26 protein-coding genes and 6 tRNA genes are annotated in these 26254 nt (G+C 74.3%); 20 read left to right on the top strand and 12 right to left on the bottom strand.

What is annotated here, in order from left to right; translation table 11 throughout:
* The first annotated feature begins 112 nt into the window (after positions 1 to 112).
* Both ABZ128_RS13920 and ABZ128_RS13925 read left to right on the top strand, forming a co-directional pair.
* Positions 113 to 613 carry a sigma-70 family RNA polymerase sigma factor gene (locus ABZ128_RS13920; protein ID WP_356848311.1) on the top strand — a complete coding sequence of 167 codons (501 nt, stop codon included), beginning with the start codon at positions 113 to 115 and terminating at the stop codon, positions 611 to 613.
* Between the two features lie 37 nt (positions 614 to 650).
* Positions 651 to 1157: a GNAT family N-acetyltransferase gene (locus ABZ128_RS13925; protein WP_356848312.1), complete on the top strand. Its 507-nt coding sequence runs from the start codon at positions 651 to 653 to the stop codon at positions 1155 to 1157.
* 33 nt (positions 1158 to 1190) lie between these two features.
* Here the strand turns inward: ABZ128_RS13925 and ABZ128_RS13930 are convergent, their stop codons facing one another.
* Entirely contained in the window at positions 1191 to 1565 is a 375-nt protein-coding gene (locus ABZ128_RS13930; protein ID WP_356848439.1) for a hypothetical protein, read from the bottom strand.
* A gap of 79 nt (positions 1566 to 1644) precedes the next feature.
* Positions 1645 to 2013: a hypothetical protein gene (locus ABZ128_RS13935; protein WP_356848313.1), complete on the bottom strand. Its 369-nt coding sequence runs from the start codon at positions 2011 to 2013 to the stop codon at positions 1645 to 1647.
* A 565-nt stretch (positions 2014 to 2578) separates the two neighbouring features.
* On the opposite strand from ABZ128_RS13935, the gene ABZ128_RS13940 reads away from it, so the two are divergent.
* The 8 genes from ABZ128_RS13940 to ABZ128_RS13975 all read left to right on the top strand — a co-directional run bounded on the left by ABZ128_RS13940 (position 2579) and on the right by ABZ128_RS13975 (position 13212).
* Positions 2579 to 3634, top strand: a complete 1056-nt coding sequence (locus tag ABZ128_RS13940) for an ATP-binding cassette domain-containing protein (RefSeq protein WP_356848314.1) — start codon at positions 2579 to 2581, stop codon at positions 3632 to 3634.
* On the top strand, positions 3631 to 4299 hold the full coding sequence (locus ABZ128_RS13945; protein ID WP_356848315.1) for a methionine ABC transporter permease: 669 nt from the start codon (positions 3631 to 3633) through the stop codon (positions 4297 to 4299). The genes ABZ128_RS13940 and ABZ128_RS13945 overlap by 4 nt, the downstream gene beginning before the upstream one ends.
* Before the next feature lie 122 nt (positions 4300 to 4421).
* Positions 4422 to 5282 carry a MetQ/NlpA family ABC transporter substrate-binding protein gene (locus ABZ128_RS13950; RefSeq protein WP_356848317.1) on the top strand — a complete coding sequence of 287 codons (861 nt, stop codon included), beginning with the start codon at positions 4422 to 4424 and terminating at the stop codon, positions 5280 to 5282.
* A gap of 153 nt (positions 5283 to 5435) precedes the next feature.
* On the top strand, positions 5436 to 6119 hold the full coding sequence (locus ABZ128_RS13955; RefSeq protein ID WP_356848318.1) for a GNAT family N-acetyltransferase: 684 nt from the start codon (positions 5436 to 5438) through the stop codon (positions 6117 to 6119).
* Between the two features lie 69 nt (positions 6120 to 6188).
* Positions 6189 to 7394, top strand: a complete 1206-nt coding sequence (cbiE, locus tag ABZ128_RS13960) for a precorrin-6y C5,15-methyltransferase (decarboxylating) subunit CbiE (RefSeq protein ID WP_356848319.1) — start codon at positions 6189 to 6191, stop codon at positions 7392 to 7394.
* Between the two features lie 288 nt (positions 7395 to 7682).
* A complete protein-coding gene (gene cobT / locus ABZ128_RS13965; protein ID WP_356848320.1) occupies positions 7683 to 10814 on the top strand; it encodes a nicotinate-nucleotide--dimethylbenzimidazole phosphoribosyltransferase in 3132 nt (1043 codons plus the stop codon).
* 277 nt (positions 10815 to 11091) lie between these two features.
* On the top strand, positions 11092 to 12324 hold the full coding sequence (cobA, locus tag ABZ128_RS13970) for a uroporphyrinogen-III C-methyltransferase (RefSeq protein WP_356848322.1): 1233 nt from the start codon (positions 11092 to 11094) through the stop codon (positions 12322 to 12324).
* 57 nt (positions 12325 to 12381) lie between these two features.
* Positions 12382 to 13212, top strand: coding sequence for an RNA methyltransferase (locus tag ABZ128_RS13975; protein WP_356848323.1), 831 nt, complete (start codon positions 12382 to 12384; stop codon positions 13210 to 13212).
* 4 nt (positions 13213 to 13216) lie between these two features.
* Here the strand turns inward: ABZ128_RS13975 and ABZ128_RS13980 are convergent, their stop codons facing one another.
* Positions 13217 to 14416, bottom strand: coding sequence for a serine/threonine-protein kinase (locus ABZ128_RS13980; RefSeq protein WP_356848325.1), 1200 nt, complete (start codon positions 14414 to 14416; stop codon positions 13217 to 13219).
* Between the two features lie 543 nt (positions 14417 to 14959).
* Between ABZ128_RS13980 and ABZ128_RS13985 the strand changes: the two genes are divergently transcribed.
* The 3 genes from ABZ128_RS13985 to ABZ128_RS13995 all read left to right on the top strand — a co-directional run bounded on the left by ABZ128_RS13985 (position 14960) and on the right by ABZ128_RS13995 (position 16780).
* Entirely contained in the window at positions 14960 to 15145 is a 186-nt protein-coding gene (locus ABZ128_RS13985) for a hypothetical protein (RefSeq protein ID WP_037797219.1), read from the top strand.
* A 235-nt stretch (positions 15146 to 15380) separates the two neighbouring features.
* Positions 15381 to 16412, top strand: a complete 1032-nt coding sequence (locus ABZ128_RS13990) for an aminoglycoside phosphotransferase family protein (protein ID WP_356848327.1) — start codon at positions 15381 to 15383, stop codon at positions 16410 to 16412.
* Between the two features lie 65 nt (positions 16413 to 16477).
* The gene (locus ABZ128_RS13995; protein ID WP_356848328.1) at positions 16478 to 16780 is read left to right on the top strand and encodes a zf-TFIIB domain-containing protein; all 303 of its coding nucleotides are present in this window, start codon (positions 16478 to 16480) and stop codon (positions 16778 to 16780) included.
* Between the two features lie 54 nt (positions 16781 to 16834).
* Here ABZ128_RS13995 and ABZ128_RS14000 read toward each other — a convergent pair.
* The 5 genes from ABZ128_RS14000 to ABZ128_RS14020 form a co-directional block, all read right to left on the bottom strand.
* Positions 16835 to 16909, bottom strand: a tRNA-Val gene (locus tag ABZ128_RS14000).
* Positions 16910 to 16958: 49 nt separating this feature from the next.
* Positions 16959 to 17030: transfer RNA gene (locus tag ABZ128_RS14005), tRNA-Val, on the bottom strand.
* A gap of 19 nt (positions 17031 to 17049) precedes the next feature.
* A tRNA-Val gene (locus ABZ128_RS14010) sits at positions 17050 to 17121 on the bottom strand.
* 1 nt (position 17122) lies between these two features.
* Positions 17123 to 17196 (bottom strand) — tRNA-Cys (locus tag ABZ128_RS14015).
* A gap of 39 nt (positions 17197 to 17235) precedes the next feature.
* Positions 17236 to 17308: transfer RNA gene (locus ABZ128_RS14020), tRNA-Gly, on the bottom strand.
* Positions 17309 to 17489: 181 nt separating this feature from the next.
* On the opposite strand from ABZ128_RS14020, the gene ABZ128_RS14025 reads away from it, so the two are divergent.
* From ABZ128_RS14025 to ABZ128_RS14035, 3 genes are all read left to right on the top strand, one after another.
* A complete protein-coding gene (locus ABZ128_RS14025; protein WP_356848329.1) occupies positions 17490 to 18545 on the top strand; it encodes a chorismate-binding protein in 1056 nt (351 codons plus the stop codon).
* A 16-nt stretch (positions 18546 to 18561) separates the two neighbouring features.
* Positions 18562 to 19386, top strand: a complete 825-nt coding sequence (locus ABZ128_RS14030; RefSeq protein WP_356848331.1) for an aminotransferase class IV — start codon at positions 18562 to 18564, stop codon at positions 19384 to 19386.
* Between the two features lie 66 nt (positions 19387 to 19452).
* Positions 19453 to 20277: a GNAT family N-acetyltransferase gene (locus ABZ128_RS14035; RefSeq protein ID WP_356848332.1), complete on the top strand. Its 825-nt coding sequence runs from the start codon at positions 19453 to 19455 to the stop codon at positions 20275 to 20277.
* Positions 20278 to 20323: 46 nt separating this feature from the next.
* Here ABZ128_RS14035 and ABZ128_RS14040 read toward each other — a convergent pair whose 3' ends face one another.
* Positions 20324 to 20824 (bottom strand): DsbA family protein, encoded by a 501-nt coding sequence (locus tag ABZ128_RS14040; RefSeq protein ID WP_356848334.1) that lies wholly within the window; start codon positions 20822 to 20824, stop codon positions 20324 to 20326.
* A 117-nt stretch (positions 20825 to 20941) separates the two neighbouring features.
* On the opposite strand from ABZ128_RS14040, the gene ABZ128_RS14045 reads away from it, so the two are divergent.
* Both ABZ128_RS14045 and ABZ128_RS14050 read left to right on the top strand, forming a co-directional pair.
* Positions 20942 to 21403 carry a hypothetical protein gene (locus ABZ128_RS14045; protein WP_356848335.1) on the top strand — a complete coding sequence of 154 codons (462 nt, stop codon included), beginning with the start codon at positions 20942 to 20944 and terminating at the stop codon, positions 21401 to 21403.
* Between the two features lie 177 nt (positions 21404 to 21580).
* A complete protein-coding gene (locus ABZ128_RS14050; RefSeq protein ID WP_356848336.1) occupies positions 21581 to 21760 on the top strand; it encodes a hypothetical protein in 180 nt (59 codons plus the stop codon).
* Here ABZ128_RS14050 and ABZ128_RS14055 read toward each other — a convergent pair.
* On the bottom strand, positions 21719 to 22336 hold the full coding sequence (locus tag ABZ128_RS14055; RefSeq protein WP_356848337.1) for a CGNR zinc finger domain-containing protein: 618 nt from the start codon (positions 22334 to 22336) through the stop codon (positions 21719 to 21721). The two genes, ABZ128_RS14050 and ABZ128_RS14055, sit on opposite strands and share 42 nt — an antisense overlap.
* Positions 22337 to 22564: 228 nt before the next feature.
* Positions 22565 to 22978, bottom strand: coding sequence for an SsgA family sporulation/cell division regulator (locus ABZ128_RS14060; protein ID WP_030011909.1), 414 nt, complete (start codon positions 22976 to 22978; stop codon positions 22565 to 22567).
* Positions 22979 to 23155: 177 nt separating this feature from the next.
* Between ABZ128_RS14060 and ABZ128_RS14065 the strand changes: the two genes are divergently transcribed.
* Positions 23156 to 23626, top strand: a complete 471-nt coding sequence (locus ABZ128_RS14065) for a TIGR02611 family protein (RefSeq protein WP_356848339.1) — start codon at positions 23156 to 23158, stop codon at positions 23624 to 23626.
* Positions 23627 to 23685: 59 nt separating this feature from the next.
* Positions 23686 to 23757: transfer RNA gene (locus ABZ128_RS14070), tRNA-Val, on the top strand.
* Between the two features lie 68 nt (positions 23758 to 23825).
* On the opposite strand, the gene ABZ128_RS14075 is transcribed toward ABZ128_RS14070, so the two are convergent.
* Positions 23826 to 26198 (bottom strand): hypothetical protein, encoded by a 2373-nt coding sequence (locus ABZ128_RS14075; RefSeq protein WP_356848341.1) that lies wholly within the window; start codon positions 26196 to 26198, stop codon positions 23826 to 23828.
* Positions 26199 to 26254 lie beyond the last annotated feature (56 nt).

A 26254-nucleotide genomic window follows, 5' to 3' on the forward strand; every position in this document is an offset into this window, starting at 1 on the left:
GCCGCGGCGACCCGCCGACGACCGGGCGTCAACACACAAGCGGAACAGCACGTACGGGTGGGCTGCGCGCGGCGGGGAAACCGCCGGGCGCGGGCCGCGCGTCCCGCCCGGCATGGACCTGCTGAAGCAACTGGGCCCCCTGCTCTCCGCGGAGGCGGCCGCGGAGGCCCCGGCCGCGGGCGTGGACGCCGCCGACCTGGAACAAGCCGTCTGGGTGAGGCTCCTGGAACGCGGCCCCGCCCCCGCCGAGCCCGCCCGCTGGCTGCGCCGGGCGGTACGCGCCGAGGCGCGCCTCGCCCGCCGCCGGGCCCGCCGCGAGATCCCGTACGGCTGCCGGCCCGGGAGCGCCGGCGCCGCGGAGCCGGAAGTGGCGCTGCTGCACGGGGAGGAGAACCGGGCCCTCCGATCGGCGGTCGCCCGATTGCCCGGACGGTGTCCGGAGCTCCTGAGGGCACTTCTTTCGCCCAGAGACCTGACTTACCGTGAAATCGCAGGAGAGTTGGGTATCTCACAAGGAAGTTTGGGACCCGTCCGTTCCCGTTGCCTGGGATGTCTGCGCAGAATGCTGGCTGCAGAGGTTGCGGCTCCCGGCCCACGGGGAAGGGAGCGGTAGACCGACGGGCTACCAGGTGAGCGGGAGGCATGCGCACATGGGCATGAGCGTGACCATTTCGGCGGCAGCTGCCGAGGACACTGAGCAGATCCTCAAACTGCAGTACCTGGCGTTCCAGCGCGAGGCGGAGCTCTACGGCAACTACCGCATCCAGCCGCTCACCCAGACCCTGGACTCCCTCAAGGCGGAGCTGGCGACCGACACGGTGCTGGTCGCCCGGCTCGGCGACGAGGTCGTCGGCACCGTGCGCGGCAACGTCGACGAGGACGGCACCGGCAGGATCGCCAAGCTCTGCGTACACCCCCGCCTGCAGGGCCACGGGCTCGGCGCCCGGCTGCTGAGCGCCGTCGAGGAGGCCCTCACCGGACACGGCGGCCCCACCCGGTTCCGTCTGCACACCGGCCACAAGAGCGAGTCGAACCTGCGCCTCTACCGCAAGGCGGGCTACGTCCAGGTCGGCGGTCGCACGGCCTCGGACGGCGTGCGGCTGGTGATCCTGGAGAAGGACGCCCCGCAGGCCGCGGACTTCGCGGTCAGCGCCTGACGCAGCCCGGTCAGCGCCTGACGCACCGCCGGGTCAGCGCCTGACGCGCAGCCAGAGCATCCCGGTGATCGGCAGGATCACCGGGATGAACAGGTAGCCCATCCCGAAGCCGGACCACACGGTCGAGTCGGGGAACGCCTCGGGACGCACCAGCGTCCAGGTGCCGACGACCAGGACGCCGGTCAGCTCGGCGGCGCAGCAGATCCGCGCCGCCTTGCGGGCCGTCTCCCCGCCGCGCACCAGCGAGTACGTGATGAAGGCGTACACCAGCGCGGCCACGCCGGACAGTGAGTACGCGAGCGGGGCCTGGTCGAACTCCGTGGAGATCTGGTAAGCGGAGCGCGATACGGCGCCGACCGCGATCACCCCGTAGAGCCAGACCAGCAGCAGGCCGGGCCCGGAGACCAGCCGGGCGCGCCCGGCGGGCGCCTCCCGTCCCCCGGGCTGCGCCGCGGGCGGCGCCTCGGACGCCGCGGTGTCGGGAGTGTCAGGCACCGGGGGTCCCCCAGATGTCGTAGAGGCGTACTTCGAGCACGGCGAGGACGACCGCACCCGCGGCCACCGTCACCGAACCCCACTTGGTGCGCTCGGTCAGCGAGAGCAGCCCGGCCGCCGGGACCGCCGCGAAGGCGCCCACCAGATAGGCCACGAAGATCACCGAGCCCTCGTCGGGCTTCCCGCCCTGGGCCAGCTTCACCAGCCCCACCACCAGCTGGGCCAGGACCAGCAGGGTCACCACGCCCATGCCGATGAAGTGCCAGTCCTTGGTCGGCTGGTCGCGCAGGGCGGCGAAACCGCACCAGGCGGCAAGGGCGAGTGCGGCCACACCGAGGGCGGCCGTCAGGGCGTCGAGCATGCAGCGAGGGTATTACGGGGGTGAAAGCCCCGGTGCGCCCACCCCGGGGGCGGCCGTGGTCCTGACCACAGCGCTCCCTCCCGGACGGTGCTCGGCGAGGCCGGGGCCGTACCCGGAGCCGGGCCGGCTCCCCGCAGGTCAGGCCGCCGCGGGAGCCCGGGACGGAGCCTCCGGGACCCTTCGGCCGTGTCCGGTATGCGGCCGAAAGCCGTCCGCTATCCGGACGGCTTTGATCGGTGACGGGATACGTCTGCTTTACTGGGGCCCATGACCACGACGAGCAGCCGCACCCTTGCGACCGAGGCGACGATGACGCCCGGTGCTCGTTGTATGTGTCGAATGTGCGCCTTCTGAGGGCCCCCTCCCCGAGCCTCGCGCCCCGAAGCGAGGCAGGCCGAGCCCGTCCGCCCCGCCACTGCCGAGCGCAGTACGGACCGGAACGCTCCTGCCCCCGCGCATGCGAAGGAACCGCCGTTTCGCCCCGGTTCAACCCGTATCGCGTCCCAGATGTTTGCCCCGTGCCCGGCACCCGCTGCGCCGCGCACTCGACAGCGACGGAAATCCTGTGATCACCACATCGGGCCTCACGAAGGTCTACCAGTCCCGTGGCCGTGAGGTCACCGCCCTGGACGGCGTCGACCTGCACGTCCGCGAGGGCGAGGTCTACGGAGTCATCGGCCAGAGCGGCGCCGGCAAGTCCTCGCTCATCCGCTGCGTGAACCTGCTGGAACGCCCCACCACCGGCACCGTGACCGTCGACGGGGTCGACCTCACGGCCCTGGCCGGCCGCGGCCGACGCGCCGGAAGGGAACTGCGCCAGGCCCGCAGCCGGATCGGCATGGTCTTCCAGCACTTCAACCTGCTGTCCTCGCGCACCGTCCAGGGCAACATCGAGCTGCCCCTGGAGATCCTCGGCGTCTCCGGTCGCGAGCGCTCCCGCAAGGCCCTCGAACTCCTCGACCTCGTCGGCCTCGCCGACAAGGCCAGGGCCTACCCCGGCCAGCTCTCCGGCGGCCAGAAGCAGCGCGTCGGCATCGCCCGCGCCCTCGCCGGCGACCCGAAGGTGCTGCTCTCCGACGAGGCCACCAGCGCCCTCGACCCCGAGACCACCCGCTCGATCCTCCAGCTGCTGCGCGACCTCAACCGGCAGCTCGGCCTGACCGTCCTGCTCATCACGCACGAGATGGACGTCGTCAAGACGATCTGCGACTCGGCCGCCCTGATGAAGCGGGGCCGGATCGTGGAGTCCGGCACCGTCGCCGAACTCCTCGCCACCCCCGGCTCCGAGCTCGCCGGCGAACTCTTCCCCGTCGGCGGCGCCGCCACCGGCCCCGACCGCACGGTCGTCGACGTCACCTTCCACGGCGAAGCCGCCACCCAGCCGGTGATCTCGCAGCTGTCGCGGACGTACAACGTCGACATCTCGATCCTCGGCGCCGCGATGGACACCGTCGCCGGCCGCCAGATCGGCCGGATGCGCATCGAACTGCCCGGCCGCTACGAGGACAACGTCGTCCCCGTGGGCTTCCTGCGCGAACAGGGCCTCCAGGTCGACATCGTCGACGAGGACGCCGACATCGACTCCGAGATCGCCGCACTCGTCAAGGAAGGTGCCAAGTGACCTGGTCCGAGATGCAGCCCCTGCTCACCCAGGGCACGTACGACACCCTCTACATGGTGCTGTGGTCCACCCTGGTGACCGTCCTCGGCGGACTGCCCCTGGGCATCCTGCTGGTCCTCACCGACAAGGGCGGCCTGCTGCAGAACCAGCCGGTCAACAAGGTGCTCGGCATCATCGTGAACATAGGCCGCTCGCTGCCGTTCATCATCCTGCTGATCTTCCTGATCCCGGTCACCACCGCCGTCGTCGGCACCTTCATCGGCCCCACCGCCATGATCGTGCCGCTGGCCATCGGAGCCGTCCCCTTCTTCGCCCGGCTCGTCGAGACGGCCGTCCGCGAGGTGGAGCACGGCCTCGTCGAAGCCGTCGAGTCCATGGGCGGCGGCATCCCCACCCTGGTCGGCAAGGTGCTCCTGCCGCAGGCGCTCCCCTCCCTCGTCGCCGCCGTCACCACCACCGTGATCACCCTGGTCGGATATTCCGCCATGGCCGGCGCGGTCGGCGGCGAAGGACTCGGCTCCAAGGCCATCACCTACGGCTTCCAGCGCTTCGAGACCGGCTTCATGGTCGCCACCGTCGTCGTCCTCATCGCCATCGTCACCGTGATCCAGCTGATCGGCGACGGCGCGGTACGCCTCCTCGCCCGGCGCGGCCGGGCGGCCTGAGCCCCCCGGCTCCCCAGACCTCTCCACCCAGGAAAGAAAGCCCGCACTTGTCGTGCTTGGGCCACCACCCGCAAGACCCGCGTGAGACCCACGCACTTGCACCGCAATGAAAGGCACTCTTCGTGCGCAAGAACACCAAGCTCACCGTCCTCGCCGCCGCCACCGCCGCGCTCTCCCTCGGCCTCACCGCCTGCGGCAGCTCCTCGGACCCGGCCTCCAAGGCCGACGGCGCCGCCGCCGACGCGAGCAAGCCGCTCCTGATCGCGGCCTCCCCGAGCCCCCACGCCGACGTGCTGAACTTCGTCAAGGACAAGCTCGCGGCCAAGGAAGGCCTCAAGCTGGAGGTCAAGGAGTTCACCGACTACGTCCTGCCCAACACCGCCACGGAGCAGGGCCAGGTCGACGGCAACTACTTCCAGCACAAGCCGTACCTCGACGACTTCAACAAGAAGAACGGCACCCACATCGTGCCCGTCGTGAACGTGCACCTGGAGCCCCTCGGCCTGTACTCCAAGAAGGTCAAGGCCCTCGCCGACCTCAAGGCCGGCCAGACCGTCGCCGTCCCCAACGACACCACCAACGAGGGCCGCGCCCTCCAGCTGCTCGCCGCGAACAACGTGATCACCCTCAAGGAAGGCGTCGGCACCAGCGCCAAGCTGTCCGACATCACCGACAAGAAGGGTCTGGAGTTCAAGGAGCTGGAGGCCGCCACCGTCCCGCGCGCCCTGAACGACGTGGACGCGGCCGTCATCAACGGCAACTACGCCATCGAGGCGCACCTCACGCCCGCCAAGGACGCGCTGGTCCTGGAGAAGGCCGAGAACAACCCGTACGCCAACTTCCTCGCGGTCAAGGCAGGCAACGAGAAGGACCCGCGGATCGAGAAGCTCGCCAAGCTCCTGAACTCCGACGAGGTCAAGAAGTTCATCGAGGAGAAGTACCAGGGCTCGGTCACCCCCGCCTTCGGCGCCCCCACGGCCTGATCGCCGCCCCCGTCCGGCCCCGCACGCCCCACCGGTGTGCGGGGCCGAACGCTGCCCGCTTCCGGGCAACCCGGCCATGCACATCCCCCGGCGCATGCTGCATGCTGTGCCTACGACCCGCACAAACGGTCCAGCAACAGCATGGAGCTGCGCATGACTACCACCTTCCCGGACGTCACCATCAGCACGGACCGGCTGGTGCTGCGCCCCTTCGACGGGGAGGACGTCACCGCGCTCGCCGAGATGATGAACGACGAGCACATCGTCGCCTGGACCTCGGCGCCCCACCCGTACACCCCCGCCGACGCCCGGGCCTGGGCCACCCGGCAGTCCCACGCCGAGCGCACCGAGGGCCGCGGCATCGTCTTCGCCGTCGCCGAGTTCCTCACCCAGCGCCTCGTCGGCATCGTCCACCTCCAGAACACCAACTGGCGCACCCGCACCACCGAGGTCGGCTACGTCACCGCCCCCTGGGCCCGCGGCGAGGGCTACGCCAGCGAGTCCGTCCTCGCCGTCGCCCAGTGGCTCTTCCGCGACCAGGGCTTCGAACGCCTCGAACTGCGCACCGCGGCCGACAACACCGCCTCCCAGCAGGTGGCACAGAAGATCGGTTGCATCAGCGAAGGCGTCCTGCGCAACGCATGGATAGTGCGCACGCAGACCGCCGACGGCTCCTGGAGCGACACCCGCACCGACCTCATCGTCTGGAGCCTGGTCCCCGAGGACCTGGAGGACGCCGACGGCTACCGGGACCACGAGGGTTACGAGGCCTACGGGTACGAGCTCGGACGGCCCGCCGGCGCGAACGGCCACACCGTCGGCGCCGACTGGAACTGACCCGATGACCAGGTAGTCTCACCGTGCCCGCATCCCCGCGCCCGCCCCCACCCCAGGAGACTGACGACGATGGCCGACCGGGTCACGGTGATCGGCTGGGACGGCTCCCCCCTGACCGCGGCCGCCCGGTCCGCGCTCTCCGCGGCCACCCTCGTGGCCGGCGCCGCCCACCACCTCGCACTGCCCGAGGTCCCGCCCACCGCCGAACGCATCCGCCTGGGCAGCCTCGGCCTGGCCGCCCGCCGGATCGCCGGCCACCGCGGCACCGCCGTCGTCTTCGCCGACGGCGACCCCGGCTTCTTCGGCGTCGTCCGCACCCTGCGCGCCCCGGAACACGGGCTCGAAGTCGAGGTCGTCCCCGCCGTGTCCTCCGTCGCCGCCGCCTTCGCCCGCGCCGGCATGCCCTGGGACGACGCCCAGGTCGTCGTGGCCCACCCGCGCACCCTGCGCCGCGCCGTCAACGTCTGCCGCGCCCACGGCAAGGTCGCCGTCCTCACCTCGCCCGGCGCCGGGCCCGCCGAACTCGCCCTGCTGCTCGGCCCGGTCCACCGCACCTTCGTCATCTGCGAGGAACTGGGCACGGACAAGGAGCAGGTCACCGTCCTCACCTCCGACAAGGCCCCCGACCACAGCTGGCGCGACCCCAACGTGGTCATCGTCATCGGCGGCGCCGGCCAGGCCGCCGCCTCCGCCGAACCGCCCTGGCTGCTCGGCCAGAACCCGGCCCAAGCCCTCACCCGCGGCTGGGCCCGGCCGCAGGCCGGCACCGGCGAAGGGGAGTCGGCGCAGCTGCGCGCCGCCCAGCTGGCCCGCCTCGGCCCCCGCACCGGGGACCTCGTCTGGGACATCGGCGCGGGCTCCGGAGCCTTCGCCGCCGAGGCCGCCGCCTTCGGCGCCGCCGTCATCGCCGTCGACGCCGACCCGCGCGCCTGCGAACGCGTAACTGCTGCCGCCCGGGAGCGGGGCGTACAGATCCGGGTCGTCCCCGGCCGTGCGCCCCACGTACTCGAAGACCTGCCCGAACCCGACGTCGTCCGCGTCGGCGGCGGGGGAGCCGAGGTCGTCGCGGCCGTCGCCGACCGCCGCCCCGAACGGATCGTCAGCCACGCCTCCACCCGCGACGAGGCGGAGGCGATCGGCCGCGCCCTCACCGAAGGCGGCTACACCGTCGAGTGCGCGCTGCTCCAGTCCGTGGGCCTGGACACCCGTACGTGGAACGAACAGGAGCGTTCTGTCGTCTTCCTGCTGGCCGCCGAACGCCCCGTGAACCGCTAGGCGGGAGCGCGCGGTAGGCTGGCCGATCGTCGTACTGCCCTGGTCGTACTGTCCTGGTTTGGCCGGGGGTGACGGCGCCAAAAGGCGCTCGACGTGGCGCAGTCCACAGCAGACCATGTCAGTTATGGCCGCCGTGGTCGCTAACGGGCGCGACAATGCTTACTGGTTGTCGCACGGTGTGTGCGAAGACGGACACGTCGCACGGCAGCCCCGCACGCAACGCCGCACGGCGGCCCCGTGGGCGACCGGGCGATCGAAGAGGGCAACACCGATGGGCGAGGGGTACGCATGACTGACACCGGCCAGGTACCGGGCGAGGGTCTCCCGGACAATGCGGGCATGGTGGATCAGCAGGGCATTCCCGCCCCGGCCCAGCACCCGGCCGCCGTCCCCGCTCCCGTCCCGGGGGGCTATGCCTTCCAGGACCTCGTGGACAACCCGGCCGAGCCGGAGGACGAGGAACTGCTCCTGATGCCGAGCGGCCAGGGCGCGTGGAGCGACCCGCAGGTCGTCCCGCCGGCGCCGGCCTTCCCCGTCGAAAACTCCTACGGTGACGCCCCGTACGCGGAGTACTCCGAGGCGTCGGCCGCCCCGGCCGCACCCGCGTACGCTGAGCCGGCCTACCCCGAGCCCTCGTTCCCCGAGCCGGCCTTCGCCGACCCGGCCTTCGCCGACTCCTCGTACAGCGCGGGCGCGCACGAGGCCGGCGGCCGTGACTCGGGCGCGCTCGACCTCGGCGGCCTCGTGGTCCCGCCCCCGGCGGCACCCGCCGCCCCGGCGGCCCCCGTTGCCCCCGCCCGCCGGCCGCTGCACATGGGCCCGCCGGTCCCCGAGGCCACCGGCGGGGTCGTGCGCTCCCTCGCCGACCGGGGTCCGGCCGCCGCTCCGGTCGCCCCGCAGCCCGTCGCCGCCGCCGTGAGCACGCCCGTCGCGCCGATTCCGGTACGGCAGCCGGGGCCGCAGACCACCGGGCCCGAGTACCTGGACGTCCCGCGCCCGCAGGCCGCCGCCCCGGTGGCGCCGCAGCCGGCCGAGATCCCGCTGCAGGCGGGTGCCCCGTGGGGGGCGGAGCCGGCCGCGGTGGCCGAGCCCGCGCCGCAGCCGGAGCAGCAGCCCGCGCCGCAGCCCCACGCGGAGCCGCAGCCGCAGCCCCAGGCGGAGCCGCAGCCCCAGCCGGAGCCGCAGGCGCACGCGGAACAGCAGCCGCAGGCCGAGCCGGCCATGGTGGCCGAGCCCGCACCGCAGCCGGAGCAGCCCGAGCCCGCGGCGGCCGCGGAGCCCGCGCCGATGCCCGAGCCGGAACCCGCCGCGGTCGTGGAAGCCGCCGAGCCCGCCGCCCCCGCGCCCGAGCCCGTCGTCGAGGCCGCTCCCGTGGCCGCGCCGGAGCAGGCGGAGCAGGCGCCGGCCGAGCCCGAGCCCGAGCCTGCGCCGCAGCCCGCCGCCCCGGTGGTCCAGGCCGCCGAGCCCGTGGCCGAGGAGCCGGTGGCGGCGCAGGCCGCCCCGGAGGCCGTGGCGGAGGCCGTACCGGCCCAGCCCGAAGCCGGCGCTCCCGCCCCCGTCGCGGAGCCGGAGCCGGAGCCCGAGCCCGAGCCGGCTCCGGTGGTGGCGGCCGAGCCCGCTGCCGAGGCTGCCGAGCCCGTCGCCGAGCCCGCTCCCGTCGAGGCCGCTCCCGCCGAGCCCTCCGCCGGTGAGCCGGCCCCCGCGTACGGCGACGCCGAGCGCGAGGCCGTCCTGCGCGTCATGCGCGAACGCCGCGACATCCGCAACGGCTTCCGCACCGACCCCATCCCGCACGAGGTGCTGCTGCGCGTCCTGGAGGCCGCGCACCACGCGCCCAGCGTGGGCCACTCCCAGCCCTGGGACTTCGTCGTCATCCGCTCGGCGGAGACCCGCCGGACGATGCACGAGCTCGCCCAGCGCCAGCGCGAGGCCTACGCGAAGTCCCTCCCCAAGGGCCGGGCGAAGCAGTTCAAGGAACTCAAGATCGAGGCCATCCTCGACACCCCGGTGAACATCGTCGTCACCGCAGACCCGACCCGCGGCGGCCGCCACACCCTCGGCCGGCACACCCAGCCGCAGATGGCCCCGTACTCCTCGGCCCTCGCCGTCGAGAACCTGTGGCTCGCCGCCCGGGCCGAAGGCCTCGGCGTCGGCTGGGTCAGCTTCTTCGACGAGCGCGAGATGGTCCGCGAGCTGGGCCTGCCGGAGCACCTGGAGGTCGTCGCCTACCTCTGCGTCGGCTACGTCGACGAGTTCCCGGAGGAGCCCGAGCTCGCGCAGGCCGGCTGGTCGCAGCGCCGGCCGCTGGCCTGGGTCGTCCACGAGGAGACGTACGGACGCCGCGCCCTGCCCGGCGAGGAGCCGCACGACCTGCTGTCCGAGACCGTCGCCGGCATCCGCCCGCTCGACGCGAAGGCACTGGGCGAGGCCTGGGAACGCCAGAAGCGCATGACCAAGCCCGCCGGGGCCCTGGGCATGCTCGAAATCATCTCCGCGCAGCTCAGCGGCCTTTCCAGGGTCTGCCCGCCGCCGATCCCGGAGCCCGCTGCGGTCGCGATCTTCGCGGGTGACCACGGGGTCCACGCCCAGGGCGTCACGCCCTGGCCCCAGGAGGTCACCACCCAGATGGTGGCCAACTTCCTGGGCGGCGGGGCGGTCTGCAACGCCTTCGCGAACCAGGTGGGCGCCGAGGTCTGCGTGATCGACGTCGGCGTCGCGGGCGACCTCCCGGCCACACCGGGCCTGCTCCCGCGCAAGGTCCGCCCGGGCACGGCGGACCTGTCGACCGGTCCGGCGATGACCCGCGAGGAGGCCGTCGCGGCCATCGAGGTGGGCATCGAGACGGCCCGCGACCTGGTGGCGGCGGGCAACAAGGCGCTGCTCACCGGTGAGATGGGCATCGCGAACACCACGGTGTCCGCGGCGCTGATCTCGGTGTTCACCGGGGTCGACCCTTCGGAGGTCACCGGGCGGGGCACGGGCATCAACGACGAGACGCACGCCCGCAAGGTCGAGGTCGTACGCCGTGCGCTGGAACTCCACCAGCCGGACCCGGCCGACCCGATCGGAGTCCTCGCGGCCATCGGCGGCCTGGAGCACGCGGCGATCGTCGGCCTCCTCCTGGGCGCGGCCTCCCTGCGCACCCCCGTGATCCTGGACGGCGTGAGCGCCGGCGCGGCCGCCCTGGTGGCGCGGGCGATCGCCCCGGAGGCCCTGTCGGCGTGCATCGCGGGCCACCGCAGCGCCGAGCCCGGGCACGTCGCCGCCCTGAACAAGCTCGGCCTGCGCCCGCTGGTCGACCTGGACCTCCGCCTCGGCGAGGGCACGGGCGCCCTGCTGGCCCTCCCGCTGGTGCAGAGCGCGGCCCGCGCGATGCACGAGGTCGCCACGTTCGACTCCGCGGGCGTCACCGAGAAGTAACCCCGCCCCCGGACCCCCGCGCCTCACACGCCGACGGGGCCGATTGCAGCCCGCGCGGCGTTTGAGCGCAACGGGCGCGGAGCGCCCGGAACGGGGTGCCGGGGGCGGAGCCCCCGGTTTCGGGAAGGGGCGGGGTGGGGAAGGGCCCCGCGCAGCGGAACCCGGCCCCGACCGGGGCCGTATCGTTGACCCGGACAGCGACACCGCACGTCAGTAGCAGACCAGCCGCTCCAGCGCAGCAGCGGCAAAGACCCGCCGCACCAGGAGCCGCACCGCCATGGCACACCCGGCACACCCCGCCTACCCCGTAGGACTCCGCCTCGCCGGCCGCCGCGTCGTCGTCATCGGCGGCGGCCAGGTCGCCCAGCGCCGCCTGCCCGCCCTCGTCGCCGCCGGCGCGGACGTCCTCCTGATCTCCCCCTCCGCCACCCCGTCCGTGGACGCCATGGCCGAGACGGGCGAGATCCGCTGGGAGCGCCGCCGCTACGAGGACGGCGACCTCGACGGCGCCTGGTACGCCCTCATCGCCACCCGGGACCGCGAGGCCAACGACCGCGCCTCCGCGGAGGCCGAGAGCCGGCGCGTGTGGTGCGTGCGCGCCGACGACGCCGACGCGGCCACCGCCTGGACCCCGGCCACCGGCCGCGTCGAGGGGGTCACCGTGGCCGTCCTGAGCGGCAACGACCCCCGCCGCTCCGCCGCCGTCCGCGACGCCGTCGTCGAGGGACTGCGCGACGGCTCGCTCACCGCCGGCCGCCCCCACACCCCCGGCGTCGCCCTCGTCGGCGGCGGCCCGGGCGACCCGGACCTGATCACCGTCCGCGGCCGCCGCCTGCTCGCCGAGGCCGACGTGGTCATCGCCGACCGGCTCGGCCCCCGCGACCTGCTCGACGAACTGCCGCCGCACGTCGAGGTCATCGACGCCGCGAAGATCCCGTACGGCCGCTACATGGCCCAGGAGGCCATCAACAACGCCCTGATCGAGCACGCCAAGGCCGGCAAGGCCGTGGTCCGGCTCAAGGGCGGCGACCCGTACGTCTTCGGGCGGGGCATGGAGGAGCTCCAGGCGCTCGCCGAGGCGGGTATCGCCTGCACCGTCGTCCCCGGCATCTCCAGCTCCATCTCCGTGCCCGGAGCCGTCGGAATCCCGGTCACCCACCGCGGCGTCGCCCACGAGTTCACCGTGGTCAGCGGCCACGTCGGCCCCGACGACCCGCGCTCGCTCGTGGACTGGGCCTCCCTCGCCAAGCTCACCGGCACCCTGGTGATCCTGATGGGCGTCGACAAGATCGGTCTGATCGCCGAGGCGCTGGTCCGGCACGGCCGTGCCGCCGACACCCCCGTCGCGGTCGTCCAGGAGGGCACCACCGCCACCCAGCGCCGGGTGGACGCCACCCTCGCCACCGTCGGCGCAACCGTCCGCGCGCAGGAGGTCCGCCCGCCGGCCGTCATCGTCATCGGCGAGGTCGTCCGCGTCGGAACCCCGAACGCCGGAACCCCGAACGTCTGAACGCCGCCGCCCCGCAAGGCCGTTGGCACCACACCCAGGACAAGGCAGTATCACCCCGTGGCAGATCTCATCACCGTCGAAGACCCCGACGACCCGCGGCTGCACGACTACACGGGCCTGACCGACGTCGAGCTCCGGCGCCGGCGCGAGCCCGCGGAAGGCCTGTTCATCGCCGAGGGCGAGAAGGTCATCAGACGCGCCAAGGACGCCGGGTACGAGATGCGCTCGATGCTGCTCTCCGCCAAGTGGGTCGACGTCATGCGCGACGTCATCGACGAGCTGCCGGCCCCCGTCTACGCGGTCACCCCTGAGCTCGCCGAACGCGTCACCGGCTACCACGTGCACCGCGGCGCCCTCGCCTCGATGCAGCGCAAGCCGCTGCCCGCCCCCGCCGAGCTCCTCGCGGACGAGGGCGCGGGCCGGCGCATCGCCGTGTTCGAGGGCTTCGTCGACCACGCCAACCTCGGCGCCGCGTTCCGCAGCGCCGCCGCCCTCGGCATCAGCGCGATACTCCTGTCCCCGGACTGCGCGGACCCGCTCTACCGGCGGGCCATCAAGGTCTCCATGGGGTCCGTCTTCTCGGTCCCGTACGCACGGCTGGACGCCTGGCCCGCCGACCTGGAGAAGGTCCGCGAAGCGGGCTACCGGATCCTGGCCATGACGCCGAGCCCGAAGGCCACGCCCCTGGACCAGGTCCCGCCGGAGCGCTTCGAGCGGTCGGCGATCATGCTGGGCTCCGAGGGGCACGGCCTGTCGACGTACGCGCTGCGCGCCGCCGACGAGTGGGTCCGGATCCCGATGGCGGAGGGCATCGACTCCCTCAACGTGGCCGCCGCCTCGGCGGTGGCCTTCTACGCCACCCGCCCGCCGCAGCCGCGCCAGCCCTGACGGGTCAGAACTTCTGGGCGGCGGCGATGCCCAGCGCCACGATCAGCGTCACCACGACGAACACGATCAGCCGCTGCCGCATCAGCTTCGGGTCCGGCCGCGAGGGGCGCCGTCCCGTGCCCGTGGTCCGGGGGGCCGGGCGGCCGCCCGTACGCCCCGCGGTCGGGCGGGAGGACGGACCCTGGCCTGCGCCGGGGTTCCGGGAGGACGACGGCCGTGAGTGGGGGCCGCTGTGCGGTCCCTTGGGCTGTCCCTGGGGCGCGGGTGTGCCGCCGGTACGCCGCTCCGTGCGCTGGTCGGCGTACTGCTCGGGGAGCCGCCCGGTGGGCCGTTCGGCCCGGACGCGCGGGACCGGCGGGCGGCCGTCGGACAGGCCCTGGGCCTCCCGTGCCGCGATCTCCTTGAGCCGCATCGACAGCTGGAGCGTGCTGGGCCGGTCCTCGGGATCCTTGGCCAGGCAGGCCCGTACGAGGGGCGCGAGTGCGTCCGGGACCCCGAGCAGGTGCGGCTCCTCGTGCACCACGCGGTACAGCATCACCTCGGAACTGCCGTGCCCGAAGGGGGAGTCGGCGGTCGCGGCGTACGCCAGGGTGGCGCCCAGCGCGAAGACGTCGGTGGCCGGGGTGACGGCGGCTCCGCGCACCTGCTCGGGGGCGAGGAAGCCGGGGGAGCCGACGGCGGTGCCCACATGGGTGAGCGTGCTCGCGCCGGTGGCCCAGGCGATCCCGAAGTCGATGATCCGGGGCCCCTTGGGGGACAGAAGAATGTTCGAGGGCTTCAGATCGCGGTGGACGACCCCCGCCTCGTGCACGGCGACCAGTCCCTCGGACAGCGCGGCGCCGATCGCGGCGATCTGCGCGGCCGTCAGGGGGCCTTCCTCGGCCACCTTGTCGTGGAGGGAGGGGCCGGGCACGTACTGGGTGGCGAACCACGGCCGTTCGGCCTCCAGGTCCGCTGCCACCAGGCGCGCGGTGCACCCGCCGCGGATCCGCCGGGCGGCGGACACCTCCCGGGCGAAGCGGGAGCGGAACTCCTGGTCCTCGGCCAGATCCGGCCGGATCACCTTGAGCGCGACGCGCTGGCCGCGCCGGTCCGAGCCCAGGTAGACCACACCCATGCCGCCGGCGCCGAGCCGTCGGTGCAGTCTGAACGAGCCGACGACACGCGGGTCCTCGCGCCGGAGCCGCATCATCGCCATGTCCACCCCGCTGACCGGTCGTCCTGTTGACGTGGCACAGCTTACGGACCATCCGCCACGAGCGCTCAGAGGCCGCGCCCTCGCCGGAGGAATCGATCGTCTGTGCGTCACCGCCCACTTGAGGGTTCCTCAGCCCCGCGGCCCGGACCCCGGGCCCCGTGGGGCCGCGGCCCCAAAGGGCCCTGGCCCCAAGGGGATTGGGGCGAAGGCCGGGGCCGGGGGCGGTCGGCGGGCGCACGCGGGGCGCGGCCGGAAGGGCTGATCTTGTTGTGTACCCCGTCAGCGGAGATGCATGCGCCGGGAGTGACGCAAGTGAGCGAAGTCACTACCCTCCGGTCACCCCGTCGGGGAAGACCCCTACAAGGGGGACCGGTCTCCACCCAGGGGAGTACACGGGGAGGGAGCCGTCATCCTCCTGGAGGCCTGTGAAGGGGTACGAAGGCAGGACGCCGCAGGGGCCCGGCCCGCCTAGTGTTGAGCACAAGCGGTGGGTGGCGCACTCGTCCCCCGAGGTCACAAGCCCACCGCTGCCGACACAGGGAGAGGGTCATGGCGGACATCGCACGGCAGGGGCGCAAGGCATTCGCGTTCAACGGCCACGAGTCCGGTACGCGCCACCCGCTGGTGGCCGCGGCCATGGTGCTCCCCCTGGCCGCCCTCCTGCTCTTCCTCTTCGGAGGCTTCGACCAGGTGGCGGCACAAGCGTCGTCCGTCGGTGTGATGCTGGGGCGCTGAGCGGCGCCCCGAGCCCGGGAGAGCGGCCCGGGCAGTTCATCGCCGGTCGCACCCCGTGGGGACGGGGGCGCGACGACGGACGGCAGGTGAAGGGTGCTGTCCGTGCGACTGGGGAGTCGCACGGGCAGCACCCTTTTTGATGCCGCGCAGGCGTACGAGCGGCCGGCCCCTCAGGGCGTACGATCACGCCGGGCCCGGTGCGGGCCCGGCGCCACCGCCCGACCCCGGGGAGCCCATGCCGACGTCCCTGCCCGCGGCCCTCGCGGCCCTCGCGGCCGCCACGCTGCCCGCCGCCCCCGTGCCGCGGCCGTACGAGCTGCTCGCGGACCGCGAGGACGGGACCGTCGTGCGGTGCGGCGCCGCCGTGGCCAAGGCGCACGCCGGGGACAGCGACCGGGAGGGCCTCGCGGTCCGGATGCGGATCGCCGCGGACGCGGCGCTGGCCGGCGTGCTGCTGCCCCCGCTCAGCACCGAGGTCCGCCGCCTCCACGGGCGCCCGGTGACGCTCTGGCCGTACGGAGCCCCCGTGGACCCGGAGCGGCCCGGGGACGCCCCCTGGGAGGCCGCCGGACGGCTGCTGGCCGCCCTGCACCACGTACCGGTCCACTGCCTGCCGGGTCCCGTGCCCCCGATGCGCGGACCGGCGAAGGTCGCCCGCGCCCTGCGCCGCCTGGCGCAGGCTCCGCCGCACCCCCAGACGCCGGGCCCGGCCGGGCAGGTGCGCGCCGCGGCCCGGACCCTGCCCGCGTGGGCCCGGGGCGAGGAGCCCGCGCCCCCGGGCGGGACGCTGTGCCACGGGGACCTGCACCTGGGCCAGTTGGTGCGCGGCCCGGCCAAGGAGGGCCCGGGCGGGGGCGCGTCGGGCAGGGGTGCTCCGGGCCGGGAGGCCCCGGGCAAGGAGGGTCCGGGCGCGGCGGGGGAGTGGCGGCTCATCGACGTCGACGACCTCGGGGTCGGCGCCCCCGCCTGGGACCTGGCCCGTCCGGCTGCCTGGTACGCCGCCGGGCTGCTCGACGCCGGCACCTGGGTCCGCTTCCTCGACGCCTACCGGGCCGCCGGGGGACCGGCCGCCGGGCCGCCCGGCGCGGACCCGTGGCCGGAACTCGACGTCGCCGCCCGGGCCCTGACCGTACAGACCGCGGCCCTCGCCCTGGCCAAAGCGGCAGAAGAGCACCGCCGACTCGATGACGTGGAACGGCTGATGGTGGAGTCCTGTGCCCGAATAGCCGCCCTCCCGCCCGCCTTGGAGCCGGGGGCTCCGTCGTAGGGTGAGCTTCACGCCACCGGGCATGCATCCGGTGTCGACGCAGACGGCGAGGAGTTGATCCGGTCATGCAGTGTCCGAAGTGTCACGCGATGATGCACACCTACAACCGCAACGGCGTTCAGATCGAGCAGTGCAGCGGCTGCCGCGGCATCTTCCTCGACTACGGCGAGCTGGAGGCGCTGACCCGCCTGGAGTCCCAGTACACGGCGGGTCAGTACGGCCAGGTCCCCCCGCCCGCCGCGCCGCCGGCCCCCTACCCGGCGCCGCACGCCGCCCCCGCGCCCGCCTGGGGCGCACCGCACCACGGCGGCCACGGTCACCACGGCCACCACCGCGGGGGCTTCGGCCGGATGCTGTTCTCCTCCTGACCCGCAGGGCAGCACGCGAAAGCCCCGGCCGTCGAGACGGCCGGGGCTTTCCGGTGGTGCGCGATACTGGGATTGAACCAGTGACCTCTTCCGTGTCAGGGAAGCGCTCTCCCGCTGAGCTAATCGCGCGGGCACGGCAACGAAGCCGCAGGTGGAACAGGTACTGCGTGGTACTGCGTGCGCGATACTGGGATTGAACCAGTGACCTCTTCCGTGTCAGGGAAGCGCTCTCCCGCTGAGCTAATCGCGCGGGGGTCCTTGCGGACCAGTGGACGATACTGGGATTGAACCAGTGACCTCTTCCGTGTCAGGGAAGCGCTCTCCCGCTGAGCTAATCGTCCTTGGAGGTGGAGACGGGATTTGAACCCGTGTAGACGGCTTTGCAGGCCGTTGCCTCGCCTCTCGGCCACTCCACCATGGAGCTGCAGGGGTTCTCGGGAAGATCCCCCACTTCGAGCGGACGACGAGACTCGAACTCGCGACATCCACCTTGGCAAGGTGGTGCTCTACCAACTGAGCTACGTCCGCAGGTCACCGTGTTCGCTCCGGGGTTTCGGCCCCTTCGCTCCCTGGCGACGTGTTGAACTCTAGCGGATTCCCGGGCCAGCTCAAAAACGCGTTTCCGCAGCGTGCTGCCGCTCGATCACCGCCGGTCACCCGACCGTCACCTCACCGGCGCCGCGGAGCCACCGGTCATAGACTCGCAGCCGTGCACGACCTGCTTCCCCTGGCCCGCTTCGGCGGCCTCCTCGCGACGGACCTCCGTGACGTCACCGGCGACCCCTCGGCCCTCGACTCCGCCGGCTTCTGGGCCGTGGCGGCCGACTTCGAGGGGCGGCTGGTCTGTGCGCGCTTCGGTGACGTACGGCCCGACCCGGTGCCCGCCCCGGTCCCCGGGGCCTGGCGGGGCCCCGGCGCCGACCGGTGGTCCTCCTCGCTCGACCGCGAGGCCTACACGGCGGGCGTACGGCGCATCCGCGAGCACATCGCCGCCGGCGAGGTCTACCAGGCCAATCTGTGCCGGGTGATGTCCGCGCCGCTGCCCGACCCCGCCCGCGCCGATGTCGACGCCCTCACCGCCCTGCTCGCCCGCGGCAACCCGGCTCCCTATGCAGGAACCATTCGCCTCCCGGCCCACGGCGTCGAGATCGCCACCGCCTCCCCCGAGCTCTACCTGCGCCGGACCGGCCGCCACGTCGAGTCCGGCCCCATCAAGGGCACCGGCCGCACCGTCGCCGACCTCCAGCCCAAGGACCACGCCGAGAACGTGATGATCGTGGACCTGGTCCGCAACGACCTCGGCCGGGTCTGTGCCACCGGCTCCGTGACCGTCCCCCAGCTGTGCGCCGTCGAAGAGCACCCGGGCCTGGTCCACCTCGTCTCCACCGTCGGCGGCGAGCTCGCCGACGGCGCCGGCTGGCCCGAGCTGCTCGCCGCCACCTTCCCGCCCGGCTCCGTCACCGGCGCCCCCAAGTCCTCCGCCCTGCGGATCATCGAGGCCCTGGAGACCGCCCCCCGCGGCCCCTACTGCGGCGGCATAGGCTGGGTCGACGCCGACCGCGGCACCGGCGAGCTCGCCGTCGGCATCCGCACCTTCTGGATCGACCGCCAGGCCCCCGGCGGCCCCCGGCTGCTCTTCGGCACCGGCGCGGGCATCACCTGGGGCTCCGACCCCGAGCGGGAATGGGCGGAGACCGAACTGAAGGCCGCCCGCCTGCTCCGGGTAGCGTCAGGAGCCCATGCGGTGACAGGTACCCCTGGGTGAGCGGAGGGATCGTACGGTGAGGATCTGGCTCGACGGCGCGCTGCGGGACGCCGACAGCGCACAGGTGTCCGTGTTCGACCACGGACTGACCGTGGGCGACGGAGTGTTCGAGACGCTGAAGGCGGAGCGCGGCAAGGCCTTCGCGCTCACCCGCCACCTGGAGCGGCTGACCCGCTCGGCGCGCGGCCTCGGGCTGCCCGACCCGGACCACGACGAGGTGCGCCGCGCCTGCGCGGCCGTCCTGGAGGCCAACCCGGTGCCGCTCGGGCGGCTGCGCATCACCTACACCGGCGGCGTCTCGCCGCTCGGCTCCGACCGCGGAGAAGCCGCCCCGACCCTGGTCGTCGCCGTCGGCGAGACCACCCGCCGGCCGGACACCACCGCCGTGATCACCGTCCCCTGGGTGCGCAACGAGCGTTCCGCCGTGACCGGCCTGAAGACCACCTCGTACGCCGAGAACGTGGTCGCGCTGGCCGCCGCCGCCCGGGCCGGGGCCTCCGAGGCCCTGTTCGCGAACACCGTCGGACGGCTCTGCGAGGGCACCGGCTCCAACGTCTTCGTCGTCCTGGACGGGGAGCTGCACACCCCGCCCGTCGCCTCCGGCTGCCTCGCCGGGATCACCCGCGCCCTCGTCGTGGAGTGGGCCGGGGCCAAGGAGACGGGCCTGCCCTTCGAGGCCCTCCGGGAGGCCGAGGAGATCTTCCTGACCTCCACGCTGCGCGACGTCCAGGCCGTCCACCGCGTCGACGGCCACACGCCGTCCGCCGCGGTCCCCGGTCCGGTCACCGCCGAGGCGATGCGGATCTTCGACGCCCGCTCCGGCGAGGACCTCGACCCGTAGCCCCCCTTCCCCCGCGGCCCGCAAAGGACTGTCGTACGGGCCGCGGGGAGGGGTAGAACTCGACTGATGACCACCACCCTGCGGCCGAGCGGGCCGCTTCAGCAGAGCACCGGCGGCGCGCGCTCGCGCCCGTACGAGATCCGCGTCAACAGCAGGCGCGTCGGCGCCCTGGTGGTGGCCTGCGACACGCCCTTCGGGCCGACGGTCGGCGAGATCCGGGACCTGGCCGTCGACGAACCCGACCGCCGCAGGGGCCGGGCCACGGTGGGGGCCCTCGCCGCCGAGGAGGTGCTGCGGGGCTGGGGGTGCCGCACGGTCCGGGTGTCCGTCCCGGCCGGATCGGCGGGCGGGCTGCGCATGGCCGGGGCGCTCGGGTACGCGGAGCAGGGCCGCCACATGGTCAAGGAGCTCGCGGGCCCGCCGCCGGCCCTGGGCGAGGGCGTCACCGGCCGTCCCATGACGCAGGCCGAGTACACGGCCTGGTTCGCCGAGGCGCTCCGGGGCTACGCCGCCGACTGGACCGCCCGCGGGATGTCCGCCGAGGCCGCCCGCGCCAAGGCGGAGGCCGACCACGCACGCCAACTGCCCCGGGGCCTGGCCACCCCCGGCGTGACCCTCGCCGTGCTGGAGGCGGCGGGCGTACCCGTCGGCCACCTGTGGCTGGCGCCGAACGAGGAGGGCGCCTACGTCTACGACGTGGCCGTGGCGCCGGAGCACCGGGGCAGGGGCCACGGCCGCGCACTGATGCTGCTCGCCGAGCGCACCGCCCTCGCCTCGGGCCACCGCGTCCTCGGCCTGCACGTGTTCAGCGGCAACACCCCGGCCCTGCGGCTCTACGAGTCCCTCGGCTACCGGCCGACCGCCTTCCACTTCGCCAAGGAGCTGCTCTAGCAGGACCTGTTCCGATGGGACCGGCCCGGGCGGGCGGTTCCGGCCGTCAGCCCTCCCCGGCGAGCAGCCGGTCGGCGATCTCCTCGATCCGGGCGCGCAGGCCGTCCTGGCTCTTGCCGCCGTCGAGGCGCTGGTCGCCGATCACGTACGTCGGGGTGCCGGTCACGCCGATGGCCTTGCCCTCGGCCTGGTCGGCATCGACGATCAGGATGTGCCGGCCGTCGATCAGGGCGGTGTCGAACTCCTCCACGTCCAGGCCGAGTTCGCGCGCCACGTCCAGCAGCACTGCCTCGCCGCGCTCGCCCAGCTCCGCGGTGCGGGCCAGTACGGCCTCCGTGTACGGCCAGCCCTGCCCCTGCTCGGCGGCCTCCTCGGCGGCCTGCGCCGCCGCGAAGGCGTGCTTGTGCTTCTCCAGCGGGAAGTGGCGCAGCCGGATGTCCAGCCGGTCGCCGTAGCGGGCCCGCAGGGCGCGTACGTCGTCCAGGGCGCGGTGGCAGTCCGGGCACTGTAGTTCGCACCAGACATCGAGGATCACGGAATCGGTCATGCGGACAGTCTCCCAGCCCCCCGGCCGGGCCACCGCCGCGGGCTCCGCCGCCGGCGCCCCGGAGATCTCCCGGAGATCGGCCCGGCGCATGGCCCGTACGACGGTGCCCGGTGCACGATGGAGGGGACGGACCGCCCGGACCTGGAGGACAGCATGCTGGCCGAGACCATATGTTCCGCGGTGTCCGCGGCAGGCCTGGGCCTCGCCGCGGTGACCGCCTACCGCAGGCGCTTCCTGGCCGCCACCCGGATCGCGGCGTACGCGCTGGTGCCGGTCGCGCTCGTGCTGACCGGCGTCGTGGAGTGGCTGTCCGCCGTGGTCTTCAAGCCGACCGTCTGGATCGGCTTCGGCCTCCTCGGGCTGGCCTGGCTGCTCTTCGCCACCACCCGCGCCGTCGAGCGCCGCGGCCTCGCCAAGGGGGAGCGGCCCGCCAAGCCGGTCAAGGGCCGTCCCGCGCCCCAGGCCGTCGCCCCCGCCGCCTCCACGCCGTCGCCGGCCGGGCGCGCACCGGAGGCCTCGCAGCCTCCCGCGGACGACTTCTCCGACATCGAGGCGATCCTGAAGAAGCACGGGATCTGAAGCACGCGATCTGAAGCGCGGGATCCAAGCACGGGATCGCGAAGCCCGGGATCCAAGCACGGAACCCGGGGGCGGCGGGCGGATCCGGCGACGGTCCACGAGAAGGGGTGAACCACCGCGTAAACAAGGGCGTGTTGGGGCACGTGCGCGGGCGCACTGCGCCATCATCGGCCCGACATGCTCGACACATCGCAGGGTGAGCCGCCGGTTCCCGCGCCGGCCCCGGTCCCCGCCCCCGTCGCCGAGGAGCCGCGAGGCTGCCTCTTCGCGCTCTCCCAGCCACCCCTGATGATCTTCCTCGGAGTGATCGGCACCTTACTGCTGCTGGCCGCCGTGCATGACCTCTTCCTGCTCTGACAGGGCGGCCGCCTCCGGGCCCGCGTCGGCCTCCTTGCGACGCGCCCGGTACGCGGCCACGTGCAGCCGGTTGCCGCAGGTCCGGCTGTCGCAGTAGCGGCGCGAGCGGTTGCGCGAGAGGTCCACGAAGGCCCGACGGCAGTCGGGGGCCTCGCAGCGGCGCAGCCGCTCCTGCTCGCCGGAGACCACGATGAACGCGAGCGCCATGCCGCCGTCGGCCGCGAGGTGGTCGCCGAGGGAGGCGCCCGGCGCGAAGTAGTGGACGTGCCAGTCGTAGCCGTCGTGGTCGGTCAGCTGCGGGGTGGTGCCGGCCGTGGCGACCAGCTCGTTGATCAGCTGGGAGGCGGCGCGCGCGGTGGGCGCCGCGAAGACCTGGGCGAATTTGCCGCGTACCGTCCGCACGCCGGCGAGGTCGCGCGCGCCGAGCTCGCCGACGTCGCTGATCTCGTACTCGCGGACGAACGCGCGCAGCGAGCCGATGTCCGCCAGCCCGTCGGGCTGGTCCGCCTCGGCCGCGGTGTTCACCAGCGCGACGACGACGTCGAGCGCGCGACGGGTGTCGTGGGGAATCTGCACGGGGGTCGCTCCCTGGGGCCGGGCCTGCGGCGACGGTTCAATGCCGCCGGTGGGGGCCGACTCTAGCTCCCCCGGCGACCGCCCGGAGGGGCCCCCACCCCCGAAAACCGCATCGGCGCCGTCCTCGCAGGTGGCTCCCGCGAGAACAGCGCCGCTGCTGCCGTATGTGGTGGTCCGGCCCGCACCGTCGCCCCGAGTCGGACGGTGTCGGGCTGGGGTGGGCCTGGCTCAGCTTTCGGCCAGGATGTGGGAGAGCTCCTTGTCGAGGTCGAAATGCCGGTGCTCGGTCCCGGGAGGAACCGCGGCGTCCGTCCGCTTGAGGAACGATTCGAGTGCTCGTGCTGGTGCTTCGAGCAGCGCTTCTCCCTCCGGTGAGCTCAGGGCGATGCAGACGACGCCCTGACCGTGGCTGCGGGACGGCCAGACGCGGACGTCTCCGGTGCCGGTGGGCCGGTGCAGGCCCTCGGCGAGGAGATCACGGGCGAATACCCATTCGACCGTCTCCTCGGCGCCGGTGTGGAAGGTGGCGTGCACGGCGTAGGGGTCGGCCGTGTCATACCGCAGGCCCGCGGGAACAGGCAGTGAAGACTCGCTCGACACAACGAGGCGCAGGTGCAGCTCGCAGCTGACCGTGGTGTTCATAAGCGCCAGGGCCTTTCGCTCAGTGTGCGCTCGGGGATTCGCACGTCGGCGAAATCGACATGCCACCTACGGTGCCGTTGTAAACCCCTCTGACCGTTTTGCGGACCTCTGGGTCCCTCGGACGGCGGATCCGGACGACCGTTCACGTGTGCTTCAGGCTCCGGTAGATTCGGCCCCATGAATACGGGGAGTGACCACGGGGCCCATGAGCCCGCAGCCGACCAGAGCGCCGACCAGAGCGCCGAGCACGCCGACGACCACGCCGACGACCACGAGCTGCACGTGTCGAAGGCGCCCGATTTCATCAAGCGGCGCCGCACCCTGCACCTGAGCTGGCAGGTCGGCGTGTTCATCGTGGGTCTCGCCGTCATCGGCGCCGGTGTGGCCATGCTCGTGCTGCCCGGCCCCGGCTGGGTCGCGATCTTCGCGGGCCTGGCGATCTGGGCCACCGAGTTCGCCTGGGCGCATCTCGTACTGCGCTGGACCAAACGCAAGGTCACCGAGGCCGCCAAGAAGGCCCTCGACCCGAAGGTCCGCCGCCGCAACATCATCCTGACCACCGTCGGACTGGTGATCGCCGGCGCGCTGGTCGGCTTCTACGTGTGGAAGTACGGGCTCACCATGCCCTGGAACATCCACGACCAGTGATACCCCGCGAGGGTGGTCCAGGAGCACCGCTGACATGGGGTAATGTTTGCGGTGCGTCCGGGCGATTAGCTCAGTGGGAGAGCACTTCGTTCACACCGAAGGGGTCACTGGTTCGAACCCAGTATCGCCCACCCGGACCAAGGGCCCGGAGACTTCCCGAAGTCTCCGGGCCCTTGGCGTTCCCGCCCCGGCGGGCGCCTCAGCGCAGGCGTCCGAGGGCCGACCGCAGCCGCCGCGCGTCGCGCAGCCGCTTCTCGTACGTCGCCCCCACCAGCAGGAGCAGCAGCCCGGCCAGCGCCGGCGGCAGCCAGCGCGGCAGCGCGCCGACCACCTGGAGCACGTACGGGGCCAGCTCGTGCACCGCCACGGCGGCCACGGCGGTGCCGCCCAGCAGCAGCGGCGCCCGGAGCCGCCGGTGCGCGCCCGCCAGCGTCACCCCCAGCGCCGCCCCGCCCAGCAGCAGCGGCCGCAGCCAGTGCGGATCGCCCCAGAGCGCGGCCAGGCCCGGCAGCAGCGTCGCGGCCAGTCCCGGCCCGTAGGCCGTCCACGAAGAGGCCTGCGGATCCCGCCGACGGCGCAGGAAGCCGACCGCGAGCGCCGGCAGGGCCACCGGCAGCGCGTAGGCCTCCGGGACGGCCACCCCGGAGGCCGCGAGCCGGATCCAGGCCGCCGCCACGCCCAGCGCCCCGGCCGCCCAGCCCAGCGAGCGCCGGTCCTCCCGCACCGCCGCGCCCGCGCAGACCACCCCGGCCAGCGCGCACACCAGCGCCGACAGCGGCCGCAGCGGTCCTGCCGAGCCCGCCAGGAGCAGCGCCCCCAGCCCCACCGTCCCGGCCGCGGCCTCGGCCGGGGCCCGCACGGCCCCCAGTCGCGGACCCAGGGCCGCGACCGCCGCCGGAACCACCAGCAGGGGCAGCGCCCACCAGGCCACCGCAAGCCCCCAGAGCGCGCCCAGAGCCGCCGCCGTCGCTCCCGCGTACCCGACGGCCAGCGCCGCCCCGCAGGCCCGCACACGGGCCGGAGCGGGCCCGTACGCCGCCGCTGCCGCGCCGCCCGCCGCCAGCAGGCCGAACACCGCCAGCGTGGCCGTACGCCCGTCCAGCGCGGCCACGGACACGTCCACCGCCCCGGCCAGGGCGCACACCGCCGCCGCGGCCCCCGGTCCGCCCGGCACGCGCAGCGCGGCCACCCCGGCGGCCGCCGTCACCGCCAGCTGCGCCGCGAGCACCGCCGCCACCGGCAGCCCGATGAGCATCGGCGCCGTGAACAGCCCGGCCCAGCCGCACACCACCGCCACCACCGCCGGCTCCCGGTACGGCAGCGCCCGCGCCGCGCCCCAGCCGGCCGCCGCGGCGATCAGCAGGGCCACCGCCGCGGCCGGGCCCGGCCCCCACACCTCGGGCCCCGGCGTGGTCGCCGCCCACACCTCGCGCAGCACCCGGACGCGGGAGGCCAGGTGCAGCGCCGCCGCGGACAGCGCCCACAGCACCACCAGGGCCGCCACGCCCGCCCCCGCCCGGGTCAGGCCCCGCCGGACCGCCGCCGGCAGGCCGCTCGCCGCCCCCACCGCGGGCAGCGGCAGCGCGAGCAGCAGCAGGACCACCACCGCCCAGTCCGCAGCCAGCTCCGGCCGCACCGTCCCGGCGGCCGCCGCCACCGCCGCCAGGCCGCCCGCCAGTGCGGCCCCCGACGCCGAGGGCACCCGCCAGGCCACCGCGACCCCCAGCGCGGCGCAGCCCGCCAGGAGCGCCGCCGGACCCGCCGCCGCGCCCGCCGAGGGCGCCCCGGCCAGCGCGGAGAGGCCGGTCAGCAGCGCCCCCGCCCCGAGCGCCGCGGCCAGGGCCCAGGCCACCCGGACCACCCGGGACCCCGCGGCCGCGAGCGCGAGCGCCGCGTCCAGCGCCGCCGTCACCAGCAGCGCCCAGCCGAGCCCCACCGCGCCCGCGCCGGAGGCCGCCGCGGCCAGCGGCAGCGGCAGCTGCGCGGCGAGGACCGCCGCCGGCCCGGGCAGGACCAGCCTCGCCGCCGCCCGGCCGTACCCGGCCCACACCGCCGCCAGCACCGCCGCCGCGCCCGCCGCGTAGGCCGTGCCGTCCGTGTCCGGGTCGCCGACCGCGTACACCGCGTACGCGTCCAGCACCGTCAGCAGCAGCCCCACCGCCGCCACCGACTCCGCCGTGGACCGCAGCCCGCGGCGCAGCAGCAGCACGGGCGCACCGAGCGCCCCCGCGGTCACCAGCGCCAGCACGGCCGAGCGGCCGGCGATCCCCAGCGAGCCCCAGCTGAACAGCGTGAACGCCAGGGCCGCCACCGCCAGCAACACCGCACCCAGGGTCAGCAGCACGTTCTGCGCGCCCGGGGCCGAGGCCTCCTTCGGTGCGGCCGCAGGTGCGGGCGCGGGCGCGGGCCATCCGGCCGGCACCGGCAGCCGCAGCAGCCACTCCCGGCGGGCGAGCAACCACGCCCGGCGGGAGTCGAGTTGGGCCAGTTCCCGGTCGATGAGCGCCAGCTCCTCGGCGGGCGGCAGGGGCATGCCGGGCGGCAGGGGCGTGTCGGGTGGTGGAGGTGCCATGCCCGGAGTGTGGCCCGGCTCACGGCCGCGGGACCATGGGCCTGCGTACTCAGATC

Source organism: Streptomyces sp. NPDC006326, assembly GCF_040612915.1.
Classification (GTDB): Bacteria; Actinomycetota; Actinomycetes; order Streptomycetales; family Streptomycetaceae; genus Streptomyces.

Bases quoted from the DNA above. Each gene is read 5' to 3' on its own strand.
- ABZ128_RS14065 (WP_356848339.1), top strand. From the start codon at position 23,156: ATGAATACGGGGAGTGACCACGGGGCCCATGAGCCCGCAGCCGACCAG.
- ABZ128_RS13920 (WP_356848311.1), top strand. From the start codon at position 113: ATGGACCTGCTGAAGCAACTGGGCCCCCTGCTCTCCGCGGAGGCGGCC.
- ABZ128_RS13955 (WP_356848318.1), top strand. From the start codon at position 5,436: ATGACTACCACCTTCCCGGACGTCACCATCAGCACGGACCGGCTGGTG.
- ABZ128_RS14075 (WP_356848341.1), bottom strand. From the start codon at position 26,198: ATGGCACCTCCACCACCCGACACGCCCCTGCCGCCCGGCATGCCCCTG.
- ABZ128_RS14050 (WP_356848336.1), top strand. From the start codon at position 21,581: ATGCTCGACACATCGCAGGGTGAGCCGCCGGTTCCCGCGCCGGCCCCG.
- cobA (WP_356848322.1), top strand. From the start codon at position 11,092: ATGGCACACCCGGCACACCCCGCCTACCCCGTAGGACTCCGCCTCGCC.
- ABZ128_RS13935 (WP_356848313.1), bottom strand. From the start codon at position 2,013: ATGCTCGACGCCCTGACGGCCGCCCTCGGTGTGGCCGCACTCGCCCTT.
- cobT (WP_356848320.1), top strand. From the start codon at position 7,683: ATGACTGACACCGGCCAGGTACCGGGCGAGGGTCTCCCGGACAATGCG.
- cbiE (WP_356848319.1), top strand. From the start codon at position 6,189: ATGGCCGACCGGGTCACGGTGATCGGCTGGGACGGCTCCCCCCTGACC.
- ABZ128_RS13925 (WP_356848312.1), top strand. From the start codon at position 651: ATGGGCATGAGCGTGACCATTTCGGCGGCAGCTGCCGAGGACACTGAG.
- ABZ128_RS13995 (WP_356848328.1), top strand. From the start codon at position 16,478: ATGCAGTGTCCGAAGTGTCACGCGATGATGCACACCTACAACCGCAAC.
- ABZ128_RS14035 (WP_356848332.1), top strand. From the start codon at position 19,453: ATGACCACCACCCTGCGGCCGAGCGGGCCGCTTCAGCAGAGCACCGGC.
- ABZ128_RS14040 (WP_356848334.1), bottom strand. From the start codon at position 20,824: ATGACCGATTCCGTGATCCTCGATGTCTGGTGCGAACTACAGTGCCCG.
- ABZ128_RS13985 (WP_037797219.1), top strand. From the start codon at position 14,960: ATGGCGGACATCGCACGGCAGGGGCGCAAGGCATTCGCGTTCAACGGC.
- ABZ128_RS14060 (WP_030011909.1), bottom strand. From the start codon at position 22,978: ATGAACACCACGGTCAGCTGCGAGCTGCACCTGCGCCTCGTTGTGTCG.
- ABZ128_RS14045 (WP_356848335.1), top strand. From the start codon at position 20,942: ATGGAGGGGACGGACCGCCCGGACCTGGAGGACAGCATGCTGGCCGAG.
- ABZ128_RS13990 (WP_356848327.1), top strand. From the start codon at position 15,381: ATGCCGACGTCCCTGCCCGCGGCCCTCGCGGCCCTCGCGGCCGCCACG.